Raw genomic sequence first — 22,614 nt, forward strand, 5'->3', positions numbered from 1 at the left:
AGTTGAGGGTGTTTTTTATAGTCTGTATTTTAGTGAATTGTATAAAACAGAAGAACATTAGAATTAAAGGAAAGCTAAAATAGGATTCGCTATTGTAAATAGCCGTGGTAATAGCTAATAAATTGAAAATAGGTAGAGAATTATTATGATGGAAATGCTTACTTTTCGCCAAGTTATACAAACAAATGAGACAGATATATTAACAATTCAATCAATATACGAAGGTTCTCCACATTATTTTCAAATGGTACAGGGTCAGACAGATACTGTACGACATGATCTACAGGCATTACCAAATGGATGTTCATCAGAGCAAAAGTTTTTTTATGCTATTTATTCTAATAAAATAGCTATAGGTTGTATGGATTTAATACGTGGTTATCCTAATCAACAGACTATTTTTATTGGATTACTATTATTTAAAGAATCTCATCAGTGCTTAGGTTTTGGGGTAAAGGCATTAGGTTTTATTATAGAATTGGCTCAACAATGGGAATGCCACCGAATAAGAATTGCTGTATTAGAGTCAAATCAGAGAGCATTATCATTTTGGTTGAGAGAAGGCTTTGTTGAACTTTATAGAAGAAATAAAAACGACAATCACCTACCTGTAATTGTCATGGAAAAAGTGTTAAATACTTAAAATTAAATGTTATTGAATATTATTCGCCATTAAACCTTGTCCTTGAGCTTCTGCTATCAATCTTTCCGCTGATTCACGGTTTTTACGAAGTCCTGGCATGCGGAATTCTGTATGACCATAGTCATGAATACGTGTCCAACGTCCTCCCCATGTTAAGCCAACAGATTCAGCAACAACACCATAAAGTTGATAGCCTTTCCATGCCCAAGGATCACGTTCAGAAATAACAACTTTTCCATCACGTTTAAATGCAACGTCAGCCGCTAAACCAAATTGATGATAACTTTGATAGGCTTTTGCTAATGTTGTTGCTGTATTTCCAGATAAACGTGTTTGTCGCTCAGGACTACGATAACCTTCGAGGAGAACCATTTCATAACCGTGTCGTTCTTTCATAATTTTAAAGACCATGAGCAGTCGCTGTTTATAGCTTGGGTGCATTTTGTCCCATTTACGGTCAATCATTGTTGTATCAAAGCTACTACGTTGGTCCCCAAACTCTTCGTTGTCAATAACAGTTGGATTGCCAGCTGGGATTTGCAGACTTGGTATGGGATTTTGTCCCTCTAATATTTGAGCTTGTATAATTGCAGCATCAATTAAACCTTCATCTACTTCTGGCGGTGGGCTCAAAATTTCACCGTTGAGTAAGGCGTAAATTTGTGGGTCAGTTTTTCTTAAATATTCAGCTTCCACTTTAGTTGGATCGATGGGTCGAGTAAATGCAAAAACTAGGATGCTTGATAATAAGAAAAAGCCAGCAATCAAGATCCACCACTGTTGTAGATGCCAATGTGTTTGCGTTTGATTTGCTGATGCAGCCTGATTCATTTGCTCAGCAAAACTTTTTGCTGAGTCAAACTTACTTTTTCCATGTGGTATTAAAGATTTAAAAAAGTCTATTGTTTTATGCCGTAGCTCATAAGACATTAAAAAGCTAAGGCAGAGTACAAGGAAAATAAAACAACAAACAACAAACAAAATCATGGTTTGTCTTCAACAACCTTTTTTTCAATCGACATTTTCACGGAACCTTCTGGTGAAATTTCTTCTGGTTCTGGCTTAATCTCTTTTGCAGCAACTTTGATATTAGCCTCAGGTTTTGGTTTTACCTGATTTGTAGTCGGCTTTATGGTTGTACTTTGTGGTTTATGAATTGTAGGGGGAAGTTGTTTAACTTCAGGTTTAATAATTTGTTCAAATGGAGAACCGCTCGGATTTTTTTGTTCTGTAGATTTATTTTCATGCTTAAACATTTTATTAAAATCTTTATCATCCATATGCTGTTTATAAGCGACAGAACTTTCATCATGATGTGATGCTGAATTCTCTTCATCACGAGATTCATTGGATTGTTGTATTTCTGATGAGGGATCCGTTATTGCTGTTGTATTTAAGTTTTTTGTCGAATTGATCTGCATAAAAGCTAAGAAAAAAATACTGGCGATGATAACACCAGTCAGTAATCCTAATAAAAAAATCGTCGATTGACCTAAAGTCTTCTTTGTAGGTTTACTTTGTAATATTCTAATCGATGTTTGTTTTTCTTGTGTCATGATATTACCCGATCATTAAGGCAAGTGAATCGTAATATTGGCTTGTTCCGCAGGTGCTGAAATCACATTATTAAATTTAGCGAGAGAGGCATTTTCATTTTTATTTAACATGAATCTTAATCCTGTAAATGCAAGTAAGGCAAAGATGAGTAAGAATATTAAGATCCAGGCAAAGGGCAATTCACGATGAATAATATTTTTGATCTGATCTGGCAATGCAGCAAATGGTGAGAAAGCAGTCTTTTTACCTTTAAGGTAATCAATTTCATCACCCACGCGTGCAACCAAATGATTTAAACTTTCAATAGATTCAATACGATATTTACCCTGAAAACCCAACAGTAAGCAATAATGAAAAACCTCCATGGATGCAAGTCGCTCTTTTCCACGCCCTCGAATGAGTTCTAAAAATTCAAAAAAACGATAACCTGCCAGCTGCGACCCAAATAAAGTTAATTGTAAAGGGCTAATCAACCAATGGTTTTGCAGATTAAAAAATGCAGGATCTTGTTGTGTCACGATAGTTTCATCAAGTAGTGCACAATAGGCATACTTCGCATCATGAATATCTTCAGGTGAAAACTGTAGTTTTTTCGCTTGATGTTCAAAACGATTGAGTAAATCTAAAATCTTCTCTTTAAAACGATCTGCATTTTCTGGGACATACTGATTTTTAATAAGGAATACGATATAAAAACCATCATGTAGCAAGTCGACCAAATTTGTTGCTTGCGTATTTTTAGATTGCTGCGGTAAAGAACCGATACCAATTTGTCCATCATCGAATAGTGAAGGAGCTGCATTATTTTGATTCATTTAATTATTCTCCTTACCCATTCATCACAGCGATTAATTCAATACTAATGTCTTGGAATCCCGCAGGGACATAGATACAGATTGTTTCTGAATCAAGCATGCGTTGATACATTTCATGATGTGGTTCAATTTCAAAATAACTGACACCTGAACGTACTGGGATTGCGGTTGGAATCTGAACCAAATGATGAATTGGAATTGCAGGTAGTGCAGCAACAACACGTTGTTCAACATCAACGGTATTACCGACTTTAAAGCGTAATGGAACAATCTGAATCAGTTCATGGGTTTGCATCATACTGCTAGATACAGCAATATACAGCCTAGTTTCTTTGGTAATTTTATCTGTTTCAAGACTTCCAACCCAATAAGATGGGCGAATTTCTTTTAGTGCAATACTGATATAACGGCTAGAGATAATCGTGTCTAAAAGTTCACGTAAAATTTTATCGAGCTGGGTAAAACTATCTTGTAAATTATGGTGTTGGTATTGAGGTAAGTGTTCCACTTCATATGCCGTTGAAAATGTTAACAAAGAGCCTGTTAAACGTAATAATTCAAAGAATAATTTTTCTGGGTGAATTTGCGGATTCTGCAATAGATGGTTTAATGTTGCATGTGCTGTATTTAATGCGTTAACCAACCAGAAAGAAACAATATCACCAGAACGAAATTCAATCAGCTTTTGTTCATTTTCACGATTATTGGTTTGAATCATTTTGATTTTTGCACGAACGACATTCAACGTACGTTTTAGATTCGACAGCAATGTTTCGTTAGATTGGATATGTAAAATCGGTGGAATATATTTCGTATCTAATTCAAAACTGCCAGAACTATGTCTTTTTATTTTACCAATTGCTAAATATAAAAAACCATCCAAGTCTTGATTCGGATCTGCTTGGACATCAAAAAGTTTGAATTCAGTACGACGTCTGAGGAACGTAATCTCAGCTGGTGTCGCATCGGTAAATAAATCATGCGTTTCATTGAGATAGGAATGATAACGTGCAGGTTGTTTATCTAGATCATCTGAAAGATTTTTCTTATTTGGCTGTAACAACGGTAAAGCCAAATAGATGACCATTTCACCACGTAAATTTAGCTCATCCAATAAGATTGGCTGTGGTAATAAATCTTTAGCAGGTGCTTGATAAATCTCACCATCTTGCCAAATCATGTCGATCTGTTCTAAAGCAAGGATATGTGTACCGAGCTGAGTTTCATCAAAGCGTAAATTTTTTATGCCGTAAGGATATGGAATTGTTGAGCGAATCGTATGATTTAAACGTTGTTCTTGATAGCTATCTTGTAATTGGAAATGCTGTGGTCTTAAAAATAAACCTTCACCCCAAAGTATTTTTTCTGCTTTAAACATAAATTATTACCACTCTGAAGATTCATTATTTTGGTTTACACCCAACAATTCTTGAATAGAATCAAGAGGGTTTTCATTTTTAATGACTTGAGTTAACCATTCATGCAAAGGCATTTGGCTCCACTTAATGGTTTTTTGTAGCATATAACTGACTGGGCTATGTGGTTCATTGGTTTGAAAATAATCTGCAATATCTTGTAAAACACGCATTGCTTGTTCACGATTTTGTAAATGGCTTTGCGGTTGAGGCTGAAAGCCTTGAGCTTGCTGAACAATAGGATGCGCAAGGTTTTCATTGGTTGCTACAGGATTAGCTTGTACGGGATTATCTTCAGTAGCCGCGACATGAGTCGTACTTCCAAATGATTCTGCTTTATAGATTTTTTTTAGATTCATTTGAATATTTTCAAGTTGTGAATCAATACTCGCGAAACTTGGTGCTTCTAATTCCATTAAAGCGTCAAGGACTTGTTTAATAATATTCCAATGTTGCAAAATTTCTTGAAATTGCTGATAACTTTGGTATTGAAAGGTACGAGAAGTATTAAAAAGTGCTTGATTGAATTGGTCCAATTCTATAGAAGCTTCTACACTATCTGAATCTTCAGCTTGTTTGCGTCGAGTATTTTGTAAGTGTAAAAAACTTTCATACTGTGCAAGAGAATAGTATGGCTGAATATTAATCAGTGGAACATTCTTAATTAAGTTTGGAAGTTGGGTTGTAAATCCTTGTAATAAACCAAGTCGTTGATCCAAATCGTCATCTTCAATTTCAGGATGAAGCTTGAGCCAATACTGTTCCAATACACGGTGACTGAGTTCAAGCCCTTTGATTAGACCTTCAAAACCATATAAATTCGCCCAAGCTTCCGTCAACCACGTAAGTAGGCGGATATCTTTGGTTTTTTCTGACAATAATTGAACGGTTTTGTCTGCTACAAATGACCAATCTGCTTGTTTCGGTTCGGCAACCCAATCACCTTGGTCAAGCAAAGGATCATCATGCGTGCGTGCTTTTTTAATGTCATGAAAATCATTGGAAAATGAAAAATCATCACCACATGGATGTTCTTCTGATATGGGTTCTAATAATGTGTCTAAATTAATATCCATTTTCTATACTCGTATATTTAAGCTTCCACACTCTTTGTCTTTTTACTGGTTTTTTTCTTAGCGACTTTGTCTTGTGGATCTAAAAGGTAAATGATTTCATCATCTTTCACATCGATATGGATGATTTTTGGTAATTTTTGTTCTGCTAAGGCAACCAAGATTTCAGTGGCTAAAGCGGGTAGTACTGTAGAGTTTAAAATATTGTCTACATTACGTGCACCACTATCAACTTCAGTGCAACGACTTAAAATCAATTCAATTAAATCATCACTATGCGTAACTTTTGTTTCATATTGTTTTTCTAAACGCGCAGTAATTTTGCCTAATTTATGTACGATAATGCGGACTAAAAGATCATCATGAAGTGGGAAATATGGTACAATTCGCATACGACCAAGGAAAGCAGGTTTGAATTGTTTGTATAAACTTGGTTTAAGCTGTTCAATCAGTTCGTCTGCATTTGGCCACTCTTCAACAGGCTGGTTAAGGCAAGCTTGCATAATGGCATTTGAGCCAGTATTCGAGGTGAGTAAAATCGTGGTATTTTTAAAATCAATCACACGACCTTCGCCATCTTCAAGTGTGCCTTTATCAAATACTTGATAGAAAAGCTCTTGTACGTCACTGTGAGATTTTTCGATTTCGTCCAATAGCACAACACTATACGGATTACGACGCACAGCTTCTGTCAGTACGCCTCCTTGACCATAACCGACATAGCCAGGAGGGGCACCTTTTAAGGATGAAACTGTATGTGCTTCTTGGTACTCAGACATATTAATCGTGATGAGGTGTGATTCACCACCATAGAGTTCATTTGCAAGTGCTAGAGCAGTTTCAGTTTTACCCACACCACTCGGACCGACAAGCATGAATACACCCTGTGGCTTATTCGGGTCTTCTAAACGAGCTTTTGAGGTCTTAATACCTTGAACCAGTTGATGAAGTGCATAGTCTTGTCCCATCACACGCTGTTCAAGTTTTTCTTCTAGACTTAAAATCTGTTTGATCTCATCATTGACCATTTTTCCGACAGGAATACCTGTCCAATCAGAAATAATTTCATTGATGATCTGTGCATTAACACGTTCAAAAACAAGAGGTTCTTGACCTTGGGATGCGTGTAGCTGCGAACGAATTTTTAGAATTTCATCCTTTGTAGCTTGTTGGGCAGCAGTTTCGCTTTGTTCTAAGCTTTGAATTTGTTGAATAAAATGAAGCTCGGTTTGCCACTGCTTTTCAGTATTTTCAATATCTTGATTGAGAACATCCAAGGATGCTTTGAGTTGAGTTAAGCGCTCGTCATGAATAGGATTATGCAAGTGCTCATTTTCAATAATGTTTAATTCAAGATTCAAATTATGCTGTTGTGCTTTAAGCTGATCTAGTTTCACCGGTTGAGCATTTTGAGTGAGTGCAACACGGGCAGCAGCTGTGTCAAGTACACTAATCGCTTTATCTGGTAGTTGGCGACCACTGATATAACGATGTGAGGAATGAACTGCTGTTACGATCGCTTCATCATCAATACGTAAATTAAAATGATTTGCCATGACTGGGATCATGGCACGTAGCATATCAATTGCCACTTCTTCAGTGGGTTCTTCAACTTTAACCACTTGGAAGCGACGACTTAAAGCTGCATCTTTCTCAAAATACTGTTTATATTCAGCCCAAGTTGTTGCCGCGATTGTTCTTAACTCACCACGTGCAAGCGCAGGCTTTAATAAATTCGCTGCATCATTTTGCCCAGCTTGCCCACCAGCACCAATCATGGTGTGTGCTTCATCGATAAATAAGATAATCGGATGTGCTGATTGTTGGACTTCTTGAATGACTTGTTTTAAGCGATTTTCGAACTCACCCTTAACACTTGCACCTGCTTGTAACAGTCCCATATCCAAGGAATGTACTTGCACATTTTTTAATGCATCAGGGACTTGGTTTTGGGAAATTTTTAAAGCTAAGCCTTCAACAACAGCAGTCTTACCAACACCAGGTTCACCTGTCAAAATCGGGTTGTTTTGACGTCGACGCATTAAAATATCGAGCATTAAGCGAATTTCATATTCACGGCCGATAACAGGATCAATGCCCCCTTTTTTGGCTTTTTCAGTTAAATTAATCGTGAATTGATCCAATGCTGGTGTTTTTTTAGTTACATTATCTGATTCAGTATTAACAGCTATTTCTTGTGCGTTATTCTCTTGATTATTCACTTGAATATTTTCAGAACTGTTCAAGCAAATTTCTAGAAACTTATGCTTCATTGTATCGATCGGGAACAGATCAAATAAACTAGATGCCCGAATCGCAATTTGATAAAGATCAGATGCTGTAAGAAGGGCAATCAACAAATGACCACTTCGGATGACTGGATCTTGTTCAGCTGAAGCTAATAACCATGCTTGTTCTAACAGCCGAACTATAGATTTTGAAAAGATAGGAGTACGCGTATTTCCTTTTGGGAGTTGCGAAATACATTCAAGTAAATCGGCAACTAAACCATCTTTAGAGATTTTGTATTTGTTTAGTAATATTTCAATATCATTTTGTGGTTGTTCTAATAATTTGACAAAAAAATGCTCAATTTCGATTTCAAAATTTTGATGATTTACACATAAATTTGCAGATTGTTCTAATGAAGTACGAGATGAAGTTGATAGTTTTTTAATTAAAACTTTTAAATCTGTCATTTTTTTCTCTCATGAATACACTGTTTTCTAGTGACTAAATTATAAATTTTCTAACTGGCAATACTTTAAATTTATATTAGTATATAAAAATCAAAGACTTAATAATTTTCAAAATTCGTCTAAAAAATATTTTACATAAAAAATAATTTTTGTGAAGGTGTCATATTGTGTATATTATTTATTTTTCATAAAAAGTATTAAAAATTAATAATTTATATTTTTGATACGAAAATTAACTTGACGGGTTAGGTTTTTTTTAGTTTTATTTTGAAGAAATTTTAAAATAAACATAGCAGTTTTAAATATACAAACCTATAAAACATCTATAGTAAATCATTGAAAAACTGAAATTATGAGAATATTGAGGTTAGTTTTGAATAAGAATTTTATTTCATGCTTTTTAGTTCTTGGAGCATCACTTGTGACTAGTTTCACTTACGCAGATGATGAAATCAAACTAAAAAAATCGTGTATTAAAGATTATCCAGTCGTGGCAGGTGAAACGAGCCCAGAGCTCTTGTCGATCTATGCTCAAGTTTGTGATAAGAAAAACAAAGATAATAAGGACATGCTTTTGGTATCAGCTGCTGAAAAATTTCAGCAACTTGGGAAAAATGATAAAGCATTACAACTCGTGAATTTTTTGGAAGGTCAAAATATACAAAGCACAACACTGACTGATGTTAAATTTCTTGCAGGCATTAGCCTTGCAAAGGATGCTTTGAATAAAATGATCAATACCGAAGTTAGATATTTGTCTGAAGAAAAAACCTATCCAGTTGCCAAGAGTTTCGTTGATGCTGTTAAAAGTGCAGCACCAGCAGCTATTTTGGTTGAAAAACAGGAAAGTCAAGCATCTTCAGTAACCAAGACAACAAAACCAGCAAAAGTACGTACAGTAAAAAATCGTACAACTCCTGTGAGAACGACTCCAGTACGTACGACGCCACCAGCAACTACACCTGTAGCACTAAAACCTGCTACAACAACGCGACCAAACTTCCCAATGTAATTTTCTTTATTAGTATTTAATGGATAACAAAAATGGCAAAACGTGAAAGTGTACAGAAAAAATTACAACGAATTAGGCCACCTCGTGTGCAACTTACTTATGATGTAGAAGTTGGTGATGGGAAAGAGGTTAAGGAGCTTCCTTTTGTTGTTGGTGTGTTGGGCGATTTTTCAGCAGCATCTGAATTAGAAAAAACTAAGCTAAAAGATAAAAAATTCGTCAATGTTGATTTAGAAAATATTGATGAAGTTATGGAATCATTGTCTCCACGAGCAGCTTATCAAGTCGAAAACACTTTGACTGAAGAAGGTGGTCGTATGTCAGTTGATTTGACATTTAAATCAATGGCAGATTTTAGACCTGAGAATGTTGTACAGCAGGTAGATCCTCTAAAAAAATTGGTTGAGGCACGTGAGCGTTTAACCGACTTGAGAAATAAAATTTCGAATAGTGAACGTTTAGAAGATTTGCTTGATGAAGTTTTGCAAAACACTGATCAGATTCGTAAATTAAGTGCAGAGGCGGGTCCTGATCATGAGTAATTTACAGGCAAATAATGCACAACAAGATACAGCTGTAGAAGAGATTGGTTTACTTGATTCAATTGTAGAACGTAGTCGAATTGCACGTAATGATGAAGAGCATGATCGTGCCAAAAGCTTGATTGGTGAATTAGCCAAAGAGGTGATGGCGGGAACAATTACTGTTTCTGAGAATATGTCTTTGTCGATTGATAAACGTATCGCTGAAATTGATGCATTAATCTCAAAGCAACTCAGCCAAATCATGCATCACGAACAATTTCAGAAAATTGAATCGACTTGGCGCGGTTTATATTATTTCTGTCAAGAATCACCTTCGAATCCTTTAATTAAAATTCGTATGCTGAATACAACGAAAAAAGAGTTGGTGAAAGATTTCCAAGGTGCGACAGATTTCGATCAAAGTACGTTATTCAAAAAAGTCTATGAAGAAGAATATGGCTCATTTGGTGGCGCACCATACGCAACATTAATTGGTGATTTCGAATTTGACCGTACGCCTTCAGATATGTATCTGTTGGAACAAATGTCACATGTAGCTGCTGCTGCCCATGCACCGTTTATTTCGGCTGCAAGTAGTAATATGTTGGGATTAGAGTCATTTACCGATATTGATCGTCCACGTGATGTTTCAAAAGTCTTTGAAACAGCAGAATACGTACAATGGCGTTCTTTCCGTGAAAGTGATGACTCTCGCTATGTTGCTTTGACGATGCCGAGAGTTTTAGGACGTTTGCCTTATGATCCTAAAGAAGGTTGGGCAACGGAAGGCTTTAATTTTGTAGAAGATGTTTCAGGTCAAAACCATGATGAATATCTATGGATGAATGCTGCATACGCTTTTGGTACTCGTTTGACTAATGCATTTGACCAACATGGTTGGTGTGCTGCAATTCGTGGTGTTGAAGGTGGTGGTATGGTTGAAGGCTTGCCAGTGCATACGTTTAAAACCAGTGATGGAGAGGTTGCATTCAAGTGTCCAACAGAAATTGCTATCACAGATCGTCGTGAAAAAGAATTAAGTGACCTTGGTTTTATACCATTGGTTCATTGTAAAAATACGGATTACGCAGCGTTCTTTGGTGCGCAATCGACTCAAAAGCCGAAGAAATATGATAGTGATACAGCCAATGCGAATTCTTCGTTGTCGAGTCAGATTCAATACATTATGGCTGTTTCTCGTATTGCACATTATTTGAAAGCAATGATGCGCGATAAAGTCGGTAGTTTTGCATCTGCGGGAAATATTGAGGCTTTCCTGAATGAGTGGTTGTCACAATATGTACTCCTAGATGATGGAGCTTCACTGGAAGCTAAAGCGCAATATCCGCTTCGTGAGGCTTCTGTAAAAGTTGTAGAAAATCCTGCTGAGCCAGGCCACTACAAGTCTGTGGTTTTTTTAAGACCACATTTCCAGCTGGATGAGTTGTCGGTTTCATTGCGACTTGTTACTGAGTTACCTCAGTCCTCGAATTAAATTAGAGTGTAGCTAAATAATAACTTTAAAAAATAAGGGTAATTCCAATGAAAGATATATACGTTCGTTTTCAAGGTAAATACAAAGTAGATGGCGAGTCGCGTGATTCTGAGCACAAAAATTGGCTAGAAGTTAATTCTTGGTCTCATAATATTCGTCAACCAAAATCTGCTACTTCATCAAGCGTTGGTGGTCATACTGCTGAACGTGTAGAGCATTCAGATATGGTTTTCGTTAAAGATTTGGATGCAACAAGTCCAAAACTTTGGGAAGCCTCTTCTGCTGGTTATACATTTGATGAAGTACAAGTTGATTTTTATCGTGCAAATGGTGAAAAGCGTATCAAATATCTTCAAATCAAATTGAAACATGTACTGATTTCAAGTGTAACTCCTTCTGTAAATGAAGAAGGTGTACCGACTGAATCATTTGGTTTGAAATATGCAGCAGTAGAATGGACTTATTTACAACAAGATATTAGCGGAAATGCTAAAGGTACTGTTGTTTCTAAATGGTCTCTATCTACAAATACTGCAGCATTCAATGCGTAATTAGATGTAAGACAGAAGGGGCATCAATGTCCCTTCTGTTACTCTATATAAGAATTTAATCTATGAATTTAGATCAACTTTACCCCTATGGATTTCGATCTACATTATTTGATCGTTTAATCGTTGAAGATGAGTATAGCAAAGGGCTTTCATTAAAAGAGCTGAGAGATTCCGTTGCTCAAGATTTAGAAGACTTACTGAATACACGTATAGCCAAACTTGATACAGATTTTGATGATTATCCTCAGGCAAAAAAGTCAATTGTTCAATTTGGAATTATTGATTTTGTAGGACTTTCTACTGCAAATCCAACAGACCGAGATACGATTTGCCAATCAATAGAACAATCCATTGCCGCACATGAGCCCCGATTAAAGCAAATTAAAGTAGAAATGCAATTAGATGACCAAAATGTAGGGTCTTTATGTTTAAGTATTCAAGCTTACTTAAATATCCACCCACTGTATGAACCCGTAATTTTTGATGCCTTACTTAAACCAACAACACAACAATATGAAATTTCAGCAAAATCTTAAAAATATAAAGTGGGTATGTCGTGATCGAAGAACTTTTACCGTATTATGAAAAGCAATTACAAGAATTTGGACAGCAGTCCCGTTTATTTGCAGATAAATATCCTAAAATTGCACAGCGATTATCATTAAACCAAGAACAAATTGATGATCCACATATTGAACGTTTGATTCAAGCCTTTTCCTTGATTGCTGCACGTATCGATAAAAAATTAGCCGATAGTTATGATATTTTTACTCGTTCTTTATTTGAGGTGATGTTCCCTCAATATTTACGCCATTTTCCAGCTTGTTCTGTTGTCAGCTTTGAAGATATTAATAAACAAAAACAGCTTACAGAAGCACATGTAATTGCTAAAGGAACGTCGTTAAAGTCTAGAAGTTTTAAAGGTGTGCAATGCGAGTTTACGACGAGTGCTGAAGTGCGCCTTTTACCGATCCAATTAGAAAGTTTAAGTTTTCAAACCAACCCGAGTGCGCATATTCACCTCAATCAAAATGCGACTTTAAATTTAAAATTTGATTTGTTAAATCCTGCTAAGAATTGGTTAAAGCTTGAGAAGCTCCCTATTTATTTAGATGCAATTTCAAATTTTCCGCTACAAGTTCTAGATCATATCTTTCATAAGGATACCAGTTTTAGTCTGCGGATAAATCAAAAAGTCATTTCAATTAAAAATCCATTTGAAGTCATGGGTTTTGATGAAAATGAAAGTATATTGCCTATCGATCAGCATACACATCATGCTTATCGTTTGTTGATTGAATATTTTTGCTTTCCTGAAAAATTCAGTTATTTAAATTTGAATTTAGATGTTCTTAAGCACTTGAAATCAGACCAGCAAAGTTTTGAAATTCAGATCCATTTAAAACTCAATTTAAATGATCAAGCAATTATTCGTAATTATTCAGAATTGAATGTGGCGAATTTTAAATTGTTTACGAGCCCAGTTGTTAATCTATTTGAAAAGCAAGCTGAACCACAAAAAATCAATCATAAAAATTTAGAATATCCTTTAATTACAGATGCACATCACCCTGAGTTTTATCAAGTTTATTCGATTGTCGAGATGAATTTGATTCGTGAGAAAAGTAATCAAGATCAGGTGATTTATCCAATCTTGCCATTTTTTGCAATGAGTCATTATCATGGCGATGATGTTCAGTTTTTTTATGCACTGAATCCAACGATTTTACAAAATCAGTTCGTAGAAACAGGTTATTCAATTATCTCTAAAGATCTCGAGCCACAAAGCATTAAGTCTGATTTTGTGAGTTGTAAGCTATTGTGCTCAAATCGTGATCTACCACATGAAGCATTGGGGCAGTCGAATAATGTCTTGAATTTGAATGACAGTACCATTGCTCGCCGTGCATTGGTTTTGAAAAGACCGACAGAACCATTTCAATTTGAAAAAAATAAAAATGAACAATGGCGCATTATTTCGCATCTTTCTTTAAATACTTTGGCGCTGATGAAAGGCGATGCAGTGAGTCATATTAAAGAATTATTAGAGCTTTATAACTTACCAAAATCTAAAGAAAATCATTTAATTATTGATGCGATTAAAACCATTGAATTTGAGATTACTCATAAGTTAGTCGAAGCAAAACCGTTCCCGATGTTTGTTCGAGGCGTCAAAGTTCTAATCGATATTGATGCTCAAGTTTTCCGTGGGCATAGTTTGTATATTTTCAGTCAGTTGGTCAGTCATATTTTTAATTTAAAAGTACAAATGAACAGTTTTGTGGATGTTTTTGTCCGAGATCATAATACTAAACAGGAGTTATACCAATGCGCACAGAACGTTGGTGGCAAGAAGCTTCTGTAGTTGATGAGCTTTTTAAAACACCTACAGCCTACGAATTTGTTCAAACCACGCGTTTGTTACGACATGCTCCTCAAGTTTCGACACTGAAAAATTGGTCTGATGACTTTCAATTTGAATGTTCACTGAACCTCAATTTTCCAAAGCATGAAGTTGAGTCTTTGCTACAAGATGATGACAAGATCCAGATCACCAATCTGATTGTAGGTTTAACAGGTATGCAGGGTGCGATGCCTTATACCTATACCAATAAAGTTAAACAGGCACCACGTAAGCAGCGTGTTGAGGTACAGAAATTTCTAGGTTTATTCAATCATAAGCTTACCGCTCAGTTTGTCGATGCTAGTCTGAGTTATAACTTGCCTGTGCGATATGAAGTAGAAAAAGAAAATCACTATTTAGATATTTTGCATGCGCTGAATGGTTATATTCGTAATCAGCATCAACAAGATGATTTAGATGATTATTTCGCTGAATTTGCAGGCTTGATGCAGGGGCAAAATAATACAGCACATGCGTTGAAAACGATGCTTGCCTGTGTTTTTAATGAGTCGGTAGAAGTCAAAGAATATATTCCTGAAAAATTTAAGTTAGGCGATGAGCAAAGAACCAAATTGGGTGGACAGCAGCCTTTTTTACTGGGGGTAAATACTTTTTGTGGTGAAACCATTCGTCAAATTGACGGCAAGATTGAAATTCAAATCGGTCCTTTGAGTTATGCCCAGTATTTAGACTTTTTACCAAAGAAAAAACACAGTAAAAAATTAAAGAAAATTTTGCAAAGTTGGTGTAGCCCAACTTTATTGGTTGATCTTCGATTGATTCTGGCTAAAGAAGAAGTTCAGCCTTTGCAGTTGAGTTCTAAGACTCAAGTGGGTTTGGCGCAAGGTGCTTTTGTGATGCCTAAACTACAAAGTGATAATGATGAAACGTGCTATTCGCTCATTGGGGTGTCATAGATGATTAAATTAATTCTTGGAACCTTCGTCAGCATGCTCGTGCTGGTTTCATTGGTTGTGGTGTTTTATTGGCGTGATACCAAATATGATCCAAGTGGGTCAGATTTTCTTATTTTCTTTGGTTTAATCCCGCTTGGCATCACGATGTTGGTTATGGCACCTGTCATCATCAAAAAATGGTATAGCAGTCGTCAAGAAAAGAAAGAGCAACAACAATTAGAAGAGCAAAAACGTTCAGAGCAACAACAAGAAGCCGAAGAGATCACTGAGGAAGAAATAGAATCGGTGAGTTTAAAAGTATATGCCGCTTCGAGTCTGAGTGCTTTGGGTGAAAATGAAATGCATTTGCACCAGTTAAAAGAGGGTATAAGTGCAGAGCTGGATCAAAAACTAGTCAATGGATATGGGCTACCTATTCTGTCTTATCGAATTCAAGAAATTGAAGATGATTTGGAAGATGTTGAATCCAGTATATCGAATCGCCAAAAGCGGATGACCACACTGATTCAGCAACAGTTAGAACAAAATACTGAAACCTTGTACCAAATCGCAGAACAACTCAAAAATTCAGCGATGTTTTATGATGCTAAATTGGCACTTGAATATCGTATGCATCCAGCTTGGATAAACCCAAATCAAGAATATGATGACGAAACTACAGAACAAGCTACAGTTGAAGCAGTTCCACGATTGAATCGTTTAAATGTCCATCTAATTTTGCCTGAAAATTTATTTCATGCGTGGAATGAAACAGAAGGATCAGAGCTGATCCATCATTACTTAACTGAACTGGGCATTATCGATCAACAGTTTGATACGGAATATCACTATTGGGGAGAGACAACAGCTTATCAAGATTGGATTAAATTATTGAAAAGAATTGAATCGCAGGATTCAGAAGTATCATTGTTGATTGCTGTAGATTCAGAAATTGACCAAGAAACGGTCGATGATCGTACTTGGATGAGTGAAAAATATATTCCGTCAGAATATATTAGTACCTGTTGTATTGGTAATTCAAAGGTTGAATTACAAAATATACAGGTCAGTAAATCGATTCGTATTGCTTTAAATTCAAATCAAGCAGTAAAAACATTAAAACATTTAAATTTAGACCTGAGTGAACAGTTTGATCAAGAGCAGCCATTTGTTTTGGTTTTGGATGATCAGACCGATTTTAAACAATTAAAGAAATTGGAACAAAACTTCGCGGATACAGCGATCGAAGCACATCATTATATTTATAGTAAAGAGAGTTTAGGGCATACCCAAGCATTATCTAAAATCTTCAGCTTTATGTTGAGTTTACAGTTGGATGAGGCTTTATTTGCTTATGTATATAGTGCAGATCATCAACAGACTCAAGTTGTAGTTGGGACTGAGTTTGCATAGACATTACAGATAATTTAGAAAGAAATAGAGAAAATGATATATACAATATTAGGTTATGTTTGGCAGTACGTAACAAATCCGAAAGCGATTATTGCGCTGTCGATATTTGTTGCAATCGTATCTTCGTACAGTGCCGTACCACGTAAATATTTTGTGATGATGATGGCTGCCTATGTACTTGGGTTGATCATTTATGGGATCTATTGGTTATTTCAACGCCGTAAACATGCTGAACAAGGTGAAGCGTTAGCTGAAGCGATTGAACAAGACAATACGGCTGAATACGGTAAGCAAAAAGATAAAGAAGAATTAACGCTGATTAATCAGCAAATGAAAGATTCCATCCAATTGATTCGCAAGTCAAAATTGGGTGATAAAAGTGGTAATGCTGCGCTTTATGAGTTGCCATGGTATATGGTGATTGGTAACCCTGCGGCAGGGAAGAGTTCTGCAATTTATCATTCGGGTTTAAAGTTCCCATTTGAAGAAACCCATCAAAAAGTAGTTTCATCAGGTTTAAGTGGTACACGAAATTGTGATTGGTTCTTTTCAACAGAAGGGGTGTTGTTGGATACAGCTGGTCGTTATTCAGTCTATTCGGAAGATCATTCAGAATGGTTGGGTTTCCTCAGTATTCTCAAAAAGAACCGTTCTAAAGCTCCGATCAACGGCTTAATTGTGATTGTGAGTGTGGCTGAATTGGTCAGCCAAAGTCCTGAAAAATCAATTAAATTGGCAAAAAGCTTAAGAGCACGTATTCAAGATTTAACTGAACGTTTAGAAATTTTTGCACCTGTTTATTTAGTTTTTTCAAAAATGGATTTGATCGCAGGCTTCACTGAGTTTTTTGAATGTTATGAAGCTGCTGAGTTCGACCAAGTTTGGGGTGCAACACTGCCTTATGACCCTGAGTCATCGAATAATGCTGTTGAGCATTTCGAGAAGCATTACAATATTTTATATGATGGTTTAAAAGGGGTGAGTACGACGCATTTAAGCCGTCGTCATGCACAGAATATCTCTCCGAGTGTGATGACATTCCCGCTGGAATTTAAGACTTTAAAGCCTGTTTTAAAAACTTTTATTGGGACATTATTTGAAGAAAATCCGTATCAATTTAAACCTGTATTCCGTGGTTTCTATTTCACCAGTGCCTTACAAGAAGGTGTGATTGAAAGCCCAATGACGGAACAGATTGTGGACGATTTTCAACTGTCTAAAATCCCAAATAGTGAACACGGTATTCCGCAAAATTCTATTTCTCAAAACCATGGTTATTTCTTAAAAGGTTTATTCTCAGAAGTGATTCTGAAAGATAAAAACTTGGTGAAACAACATATTAACCCTACGACGAAACGTAAGCGTTATTTAGGTTTTATTGCGGCGTTGTTAGGGGTGTCGATTATCCTTGGTTTATGGGTTTGGTCATATCGTAACAACCAACAGTTGATTGCAGATGTTCAAGCAGATTTAAACAAAGTTGTGCAAATGGAGCAAAGTTCAGGTCAAGAGCTGTCTACTCAAATAGATTCTTTATTGATCTTGCAACAACGTTTGGAGCAATTGGATGATTTCGATGCGCATCGCCCATTGAAGTTTTCATTTGGTCTGTATCAGGGTAATGAGTTAAGAGAAAAGTTAAAAGCTGAATATCTAAAAGGTGTTAAACAAATTGTACTTACACCAAGTCAGCAGAATATAGCTCAGTTTTTACAGCGTGTTAAAAACAATGAACAAGTGCTCAAACAAAATCATGTCAATGTAGAAATTAAGCAAACTTCATCGAGCCAAATTGCTTCTGAACCTTTAGATACCAATCCACAAGATGCATACAATGCACTGAAAGCTTATTTGATGATGAGTAATCCACAATATATGGATGCAAGTCATTTAAGTGATCAAGTCACTCGCTTCTGGCGTTCATGGTTAGATGCCAACCGTGGTCAAATGCCACGTGGTGAAATGATGCAGAAAGCGGAAAAGATTTTAAGTTATTCAATGACTTTGGCGAATGATGAAAAATTCCCAGTGTTAGAGTCAGATGCTCAATTGGTAGATCAATCTCGCCAAGTGTTGCTTTCTGTTGTTCGTGGTATGCCTGCGCGTGATCGTGTCTATAACGAAATTAAGATGCGTGCTGCGGTACGTTATCCAGCGGTTACTGTGGCGCAGATCGTGGGTGAAGCAAATCGTAATGTCATGTTAGGAGGATATGCCTTACCTGGTGTGTTCTCACAAAAAGCGTGGGATGAATATGTTGATAAAGCGATTGAAGAAGCTGCAAACAGACCTACAGATACTAAAGATTGGGTATTAAATAGTACACAGTCTGATGACTTAACATTTAGTGGCAGTCCAGATCAAATCCGTAAACAACTGACAAAACTATATAAGCAAGAATATATTGCTGAATGGAAAAAATTTATCAATGCAACGCACTATGCCAAAGGCCCTGATTTTGCTCAGCAAACCAAGATCATGGATGTATTAGGTGAGCCACAAAACTCTCCAATTCGTACTTATATAGACCGTGTAGCTAAAGAAACCAGTTGGGACAATCCAGTGGTTCAAGCTGAATTGGCAGCACCACAAACAGGTTTTATTGCTTGGTTTAAACGTAAAGTTTTAGGGCAAGGTAAAACTGAGGATGTTCAACGTGCATCAAATCAACAACAAGGAGAAATTTCTCAACAGTTCCAAGTGTTTTATCAACTGATCCGTAAACGTGATGACTTACAAGACAAATCTTTGCTTGATGACTATTTACAAAATATGGCTCAGGTGAGAAGTAAGTTAAATGATTTACGCAGTGCAGGCGATTTTGGACCAAGTGCTTTGGCATTGGCGAAAGCAACCATTAATGATCAAAGTTCTGTATTTAATGCAACGCAAAAAGTGGTTGATGAAAAATTAACTGTTGGTTTGGGAGAATTAGATCAGCAGATGGTACAAAAGTTATTGGTAAGCCCATTGACTCAATCCTTTGATAGTTTGTTGGTTCCTGCACAGGATGAAATTAATAAACTGTGGTCACTTCAAGCGTATCAACCATTTAATCAAACACTTGCACAAAAAGTACCATTCAACTCATCAGGTACAATTCAAGCCACCAGTAATGAAATTGGTCAGATTTTTGGGGATAACGGAAGTATTTCTAGATTTGTCAAAGAAACACTCGAACCATTTGTGATTCGCCGTGGTTATACCTTGTCTTCTAAAACATGGAAGAACATGGGGATCGGTTTAAATCCAGAGTTTGTTATTGCTTTTGAACAATATACGACACCTGTGAATGGTACTGCTACAGCAGGAGGAGGTGGTACTCCTGCACCTGCCAATCAGTCAAACTTCCAGTTCTATCCTTTACCAAACAATAAGTTATTGTCATATACCATTGATATTGATGGACAACGTTTAGTTTATGAAAATGGTGTCCAACAATGGGTGAACTTTATTTGGCCAAATCCAAACTCTATTCCTGGCGCTCGAATTACTGCGATTGATTTGGACGGACAGACACACACTATTTTCGAAGAACTGGGTGAATATGGTATTAACAAGCTGATTGATAGTGCACAACGTAAGCCATTGAATGGCAGTTTTGAAATGACATGGGCAAGCAGACAAAATGCGGACTTATTTGTCAAACTTCAATTCCGTTTGATTAGTGGTAATGCATCAAATCCGATTGGTTCAAATCGTGGCTATGTTGGATTGAAGTTGGTTGATCGTGTCACTAGTCCAAAAGCACAACTTGTTGTTGCCGCACAACAAGCACCAGCAGGTGCAGTACCGAATCCAAAAGCAGCTTCACCATTTGGTGGTACAGCAACAACCCCACCATCTGCACCTACACAACCGAGTACAGCAAAACCTCAAGCGACACCTGCATCACCATCCACAGCACCTGCTGCAAATACTACAGCAAATCATGGTGGGGTAACTCAATGATAAAAGGAAATTATTCAGAAAGAGGGATTCAAGTATGCAAATGATAAAGTCGACACCATTGTATTATGGAAAATGCCCTGCTCGCGGAGATTTCCTTAAAACCAAAGGGCAATATTCATTGATTCAGGTTTTGGATCAATGGATTACTGAGGCATTAGAAATTGCAATGCGTGAACCTAATTTTGATGAGGCTTATCAAACACTCGCACCATTAGATTTCTTTATTGCCAATCCTCGGGAAAGAATGTTTTTGGTTGCCAATATGGTGACCAGTGAAGACAGTTCAGGTCGTCAGTTCCCCATGGTGTTGAGTCACCTTTTAGAAGTTGACCAACCATTTCAAAACTTGTTATACGCTCCTTATAAATATAAGCCTGTGCTGATTGATTTATTTCAGAAAAACCGTGTATTTAGAACGATTAATGATCCTGAAATTTTACTCACAAAATTGGGTAATATTGATCATGAGATTCAAGTGCTTCCTGAAATAAAGACGCAGGATTTTTTCGAACATCATACGATGCATTCGTTTGCTCAAATGATGAAAGTGACGCCATACGAATTGGCTCAAAGTATGATGGGCTTAGGCTTATTACTTCAACCTGTACTCAAGCATGGTACTAGTAAGTTATCTAAAGTACTGATTCTACCGATTAATAATCCAAGTTATAGTTATGAGATAGCAGCGTTTTGGGTCAATCTAATTGGGCGATTCTTAGAAAAAAGTAATACTGAAATTTTAATGGGTATTTTGCATCAAGATTCTCCAGTTTTGTTGTTTGGTTTTCAAGGCGCAGATATCACCGCATTGAGCAATATTTTTAATCAAAATATGCAAAATGATCACTGGGTATCTCTACTTCAACCACAATGGGTTGATGCATATTTAGAGCAAAATGCTGGCTTGGCGGCACTTGAACAATCGTTGTGTGAGCGTCAGTTGAGTTTGACTCAGGGCATGAAAATCTTTAGGCAAACTTTTATAGATGAAAAATGATATGAAAATAAAACGATTAAAAAGCATCACGGTTATTTCAAGCTTATTTTTTTCTTTGCACGCATTTGCTGCCCCAATCATTGTTGAGGGTGCTGTGCCCAATGATATGACCAAACAAGCCATTCTTGCCAAATTAAGATCAGTGTATGGCAATGATCAAGTGGTCGATAAAATTCAAATCCGCCCTGTATCCGCACCAAATGGGTGGAGTGATTCAGTTACTCGAGTGATTACCCCTGATCTTAAAAAAATCAGTCAGGGTAAGTTGTCTGTTCGTGGTACACAGGTTGATTTGACAGGGAAAATGGGTGTTCAAGCGGATATTCAACCTACAACTACATTATTTCAATCCTTAGTCCAACCGCCATATCGTTTTAATCCTCAGATTTCAGTCAATGCAGCAGAGCAGTCAGTGATTGATAATGCACTGAAGAATCGTATTATTGAGTTTGAATCAGGTAAAGCAGTTTTGACGCCTGTCGGTACACAAATCTTAGACGAGATGGTGGTTGCTTTAAACAAGGTTCAAGGTAAAAATGTAAAAATTATCGGGCATACTGATAGCCAAGGTAATCCTGAAAAAAATCAGCCTTTGAGTTTGCAACGTGCGGAAGCAGTAAAGCAATATTTAGTTGCGAAAGGGATTGCACCCACGCGTTTAACAGCTGAAGGTTTAGGGTCAACCAAGCCTGTTGCAGACAATGCGACAGAAGAAGGTCGTAAGAAAAACCGCCGTATTGAATTTGATGTTTTATAACAGATTTTAACGGTCATTAATTGAATAAAAATAAGAGGAACGGCGCATGGCACTCCCATATATTACTTTGGGTTCCCCAACAACAGGTGGGGGTACTGTGATTTCAGCACAGTCGACTTTTACGATTGAAGGGAAGCCTGTGGCATGTGTGGGTGATAAGGCGACTTGTCCAAAGCATAAATGCGTTTCAACCATAGTGTCTGGTGATAATCATATGACCGTTATGGGCAAGCCTGCGGCGCAGCATAATTCGCCTTTATCATGTGGTTGTAAATGCATTGCAAATCAGTCTTTAAATGTTGGACAGAATTAGCTCTTGTCTAATTCAAAATCATGTATAAAAAAAGCCCCATCATCCTGACGGGGTTTTTTATGATTTGAGTTATGTTTGTAAGTTTTGTGCAGATAGATA

Annotated in this window: 19 protein-coding genes; 13 read left to right on the forward strand and 6 right to left on the reverse strand. The window is 36.7% G+C overall.

Annotated elements, in window-relative coordinates:
- The first annotated feature begins 145 nt into the window (after positions 1 to 145).
- Positions 146 to 643, forward strand: coding sequence for a GNAT family N-acetyltransferase (locus EXE10_RS05340; protein WP_228255426.1), 498 nt, complete (start codon positions 146 to 148; stop codon positions 641 to 643).
- A gap of 9 nt (positions 644 to 652) precedes the next feature.
- Here EXE10_RS05340 and EXE10_RS05345 read toward each other — a convergent pair whose 3' ends face one another.
- Genes EXE10_RS05345 through tssH form a run of 6 tightly spaced genes read right to left on the reverse strand, consistent with a single transcriptional unit; the run spans position 653 to position 8,202 of the window.
- A complete protein-coding gene (locus EXE10_RS05345; RefSeq protein ID WP_130112619.1) occupies positions 653 to 1,630 on the reverse strand; it encodes a M15 family metallopeptidase in 978 nt (325 codons plus the stop codon).
- Positions 1,627 to 2,199, reverse strand: coding sequence for a hypothetical protein (locus tag EXE10_RS05350; RefSeq protein WP_087553882.1), 573 nt, complete (start codon positions 2,197 to 2,199; stop codon positions 1,627 to 1,629). Before EXE10_RS05350 ends, EXE10_RS05345 begins: the two co-directional genes overlap by 4 nt.
- Positions 2,200 to 2,214: 15 nt before the next feature.
- Positions 2,215 to 3,015, reverse strand: coding sequence for a DotU family type IV/VI secretion system protein (locus EXE10_RS05355; RefSeq protein ID WP_130112620.1), 801 nt, complete (start codon positions 3,013 to 3,015; stop codon positions 2,215 to 2,217).
- 13 nt (positions 3,016 to 3,028) lie between these two features.
- Positions 3,029 to 4,393, reverse strand: a complete 1,365-nt coding sequence (tssK, locus tag EXE10_RS05360) for a type VI secretion system baseplate subunit TssK (RefSeq protein WP_068975199.1) — start codon at positions 4,391 to 4,393, stop codon at positions 3,029 to 3,031.
- A gap of 6 nt (positions 4,394 to 4,399) precedes the next feature.
- A complete protein-coding gene (gene tssA / locus EXE10_RS05365) occupies positions 4,400 to 5,506 on the reverse strand; it encodes a type VI secretion system protein TssA (RefSeq protein ID WP_130112621.1) in 1,107 nt (368 codons plus the stop codon).
- A gap of 17 nt (positions 5,507 to 5,523) precedes the next feature.
- Positions 5,524 to 8,202, reverse strand: a complete 2,679-nt coding sequence (gene tssH, locus EXE10_RS05370; RefSeq protein WP_130112622.1) for a type VI secretion system ATPase TssH — start codon at positions 8,200 to 8,202, stop codon at positions 5,524 to 5,526.
- 421 nt (positions 8,203 to 8,623) lie between these two features.
- On the opposite strand from tssH, the gene EXE10_RS05375 reads away from it, so the two are divergent.
- The 12 genes from EXE10_RS05375 (at position 8,624) to EXE10_RS05430 (ending at position 22,515) form a co-directional block, all read left to right on the forward strand.
- The gene (locus EXE10_RS05375; RefSeq protein ID WP_228256782.1) at positions 8,624 to 9,214 is read left to right on the forward strand and encodes a hypothetical protein; all 591 of its coding nucleotides are present in this window, start codon (positions 8,624 to 8,626) and stop codon (positions 9,212 to 9,214) included.
- A gap of 32 nt (positions 9,215 to 9,246) precedes the next feature.
- Positions 9,247 to 9,756 (forward strand): type VI secretion system contractile sheath small subunit, encoded by a 510-nt coding sequence (gene tssB, locus EXE10_RS05380; RefSeq protein WP_068975195.1) that lies wholly within the window; start codon positions 9,247 to 9,249, stop codon positions 9,754 to 9,756.
- On the forward strand, positions 9,749 to 11,233 hold the full coding sequence (tssC, locus tag EXE10_RS05385; RefSeq protein ID WP_130112624.1) for a type VI secretion system contractile sheath large subunit: 1,485 nt from the start codon (positions 9,749 to 9,751) through the stop codon (positions 11,231 to 11,233). The genes tssB and tssC overlap by 8 nt, the downstream gene beginning before the upstream one ends.
- A 47-nt stretch (positions 11,234 to 11,280) precedes the next feature.
- Positions 11,281 to 11,784 carry an Hcp family type VI secretion system effector gene (locus EXE10_RS05390; protein ID WP_068975193.1) on the forward strand — a complete coding sequence of 168 codons (504 nt, stop codon included), beginning with the start codon at positions 11,281 to 11,283 and terminating at the stop codon, positions 11,782 to 11,784.
- Positions 11,785 to 11,846: 62 nt separating this feature from the next.
- Complete coding sequence (gene tssE / locus EXE10_RS05395) at positions 11,847 to 12,320, forward strand: type VI secretion system baseplate subunit TssE (RefSeq protein ID WP_068975192.1); 474 nt, start codon at positions 11,847 to 11,849, stop codon at positions 12,318 to 12,320.
- A 20-nt stretch (positions 12,321 to 12,340) separates the two neighbouring features.
- The gene (gene tssF, locus EXE10_RS05400; RefSeq protein ID WP_130112625.1) at positions 12,341 to 14,149 is read left to right on the forward strand and encodes a type VI secretion system baseplate subunit TssF; all 1,809 of its coding nucleotides are present in this window, start codon (positions 12,341 to 12,343) and stop codon (positions 14,147 to 14,149) included.
- Positions 14,113 to 15,105: a type VI secretion system baseplate subunit TssG gene (tssG, locus tag EXE10_RS05405; RefSeq protein WP_130112626.1), complete on the forward strand. Its 993-nt coding sequence runs from the start codon at positions 14,113 to 14,115 to the stop codon at positions 15,103 to 15,105. The genes tssF and tssG overlap by 37 nt, the downstream gene beginning before the upstream one ends.
- Entirely contained in the window at positions 15,106 to 16,497 is a 1,392-nt protein-coding gene (locus EXE10_RS05410; protein ID WP_130112627.1) for a hypothetical protein, read from the forward strand. It begins immediately after the preceding gene.
- A 36-nt stretch (positions 16,498 to 16,533) separates the two neighbouring features.
- Complete coding sequence (gene tssM / locus EXE10_RS05415) at positions 16,534 to 20,448, forward strand: type VI secretion system membrane subunit TssM (RefSeq protein WP_228256786.1); 3,915 nt, start codon at positions 16,534 to 16,536, stop codon at positions 20,446 to 20,448.
- A gap of 34 nt (positions 20,449 to 20,482) precedes the next feature.
- Positions 20,483 to 21,445, forward strand: a complete 963-nt coding sequence (gene tagF, locus EXE10_RS05420) for a type VI secretion system-associated protein TagF (RefSeq protein WP_087553872.1) — start codon at positions 20,483 to 20,485, stop codon at positions 21,443 to 21,445.
- Positions 21,435 to 22,202: an OmpA family protein gene (locus EXE10_RS05425; RefSeq protein ID WP_130112629.1), complete on the forward strand. Its 768-nt coding sequence runs from the start codon at positions 21,435 to 21,437 to the stop codon at positions 22,200 to 22,202. The genes tagF and EXE10_RS05425 overlap by 11 nt, the downstream gene beginning before the upstream one ends.
- A gap of 46 nt (positions 22,203 to 22,248) precedes the next feature.
- A complete protein-coding gene (locus tag EXE10_RS05430; protein WP_068975185.1) occupies positions 22,249 to 22,515 on the forward strand; it encodes a PAAR domain-containing protein in 267 nt (88 codons plus the stop codon).
- Positions 22,516 to 22,614 lie beyond the last annotated feature (99 nt).

It is taken from the genome of Acinetobacter sp. WCHAc060033 (assembly GCF_004209125.1).
Taxonomy (GTDB): Bacteria; Pseudomonadota; Gammaproteobacteria; order Pseudomonadales; family Moraxellaceae; genus Acinetobacter; species Acinetobacter wuhouensis.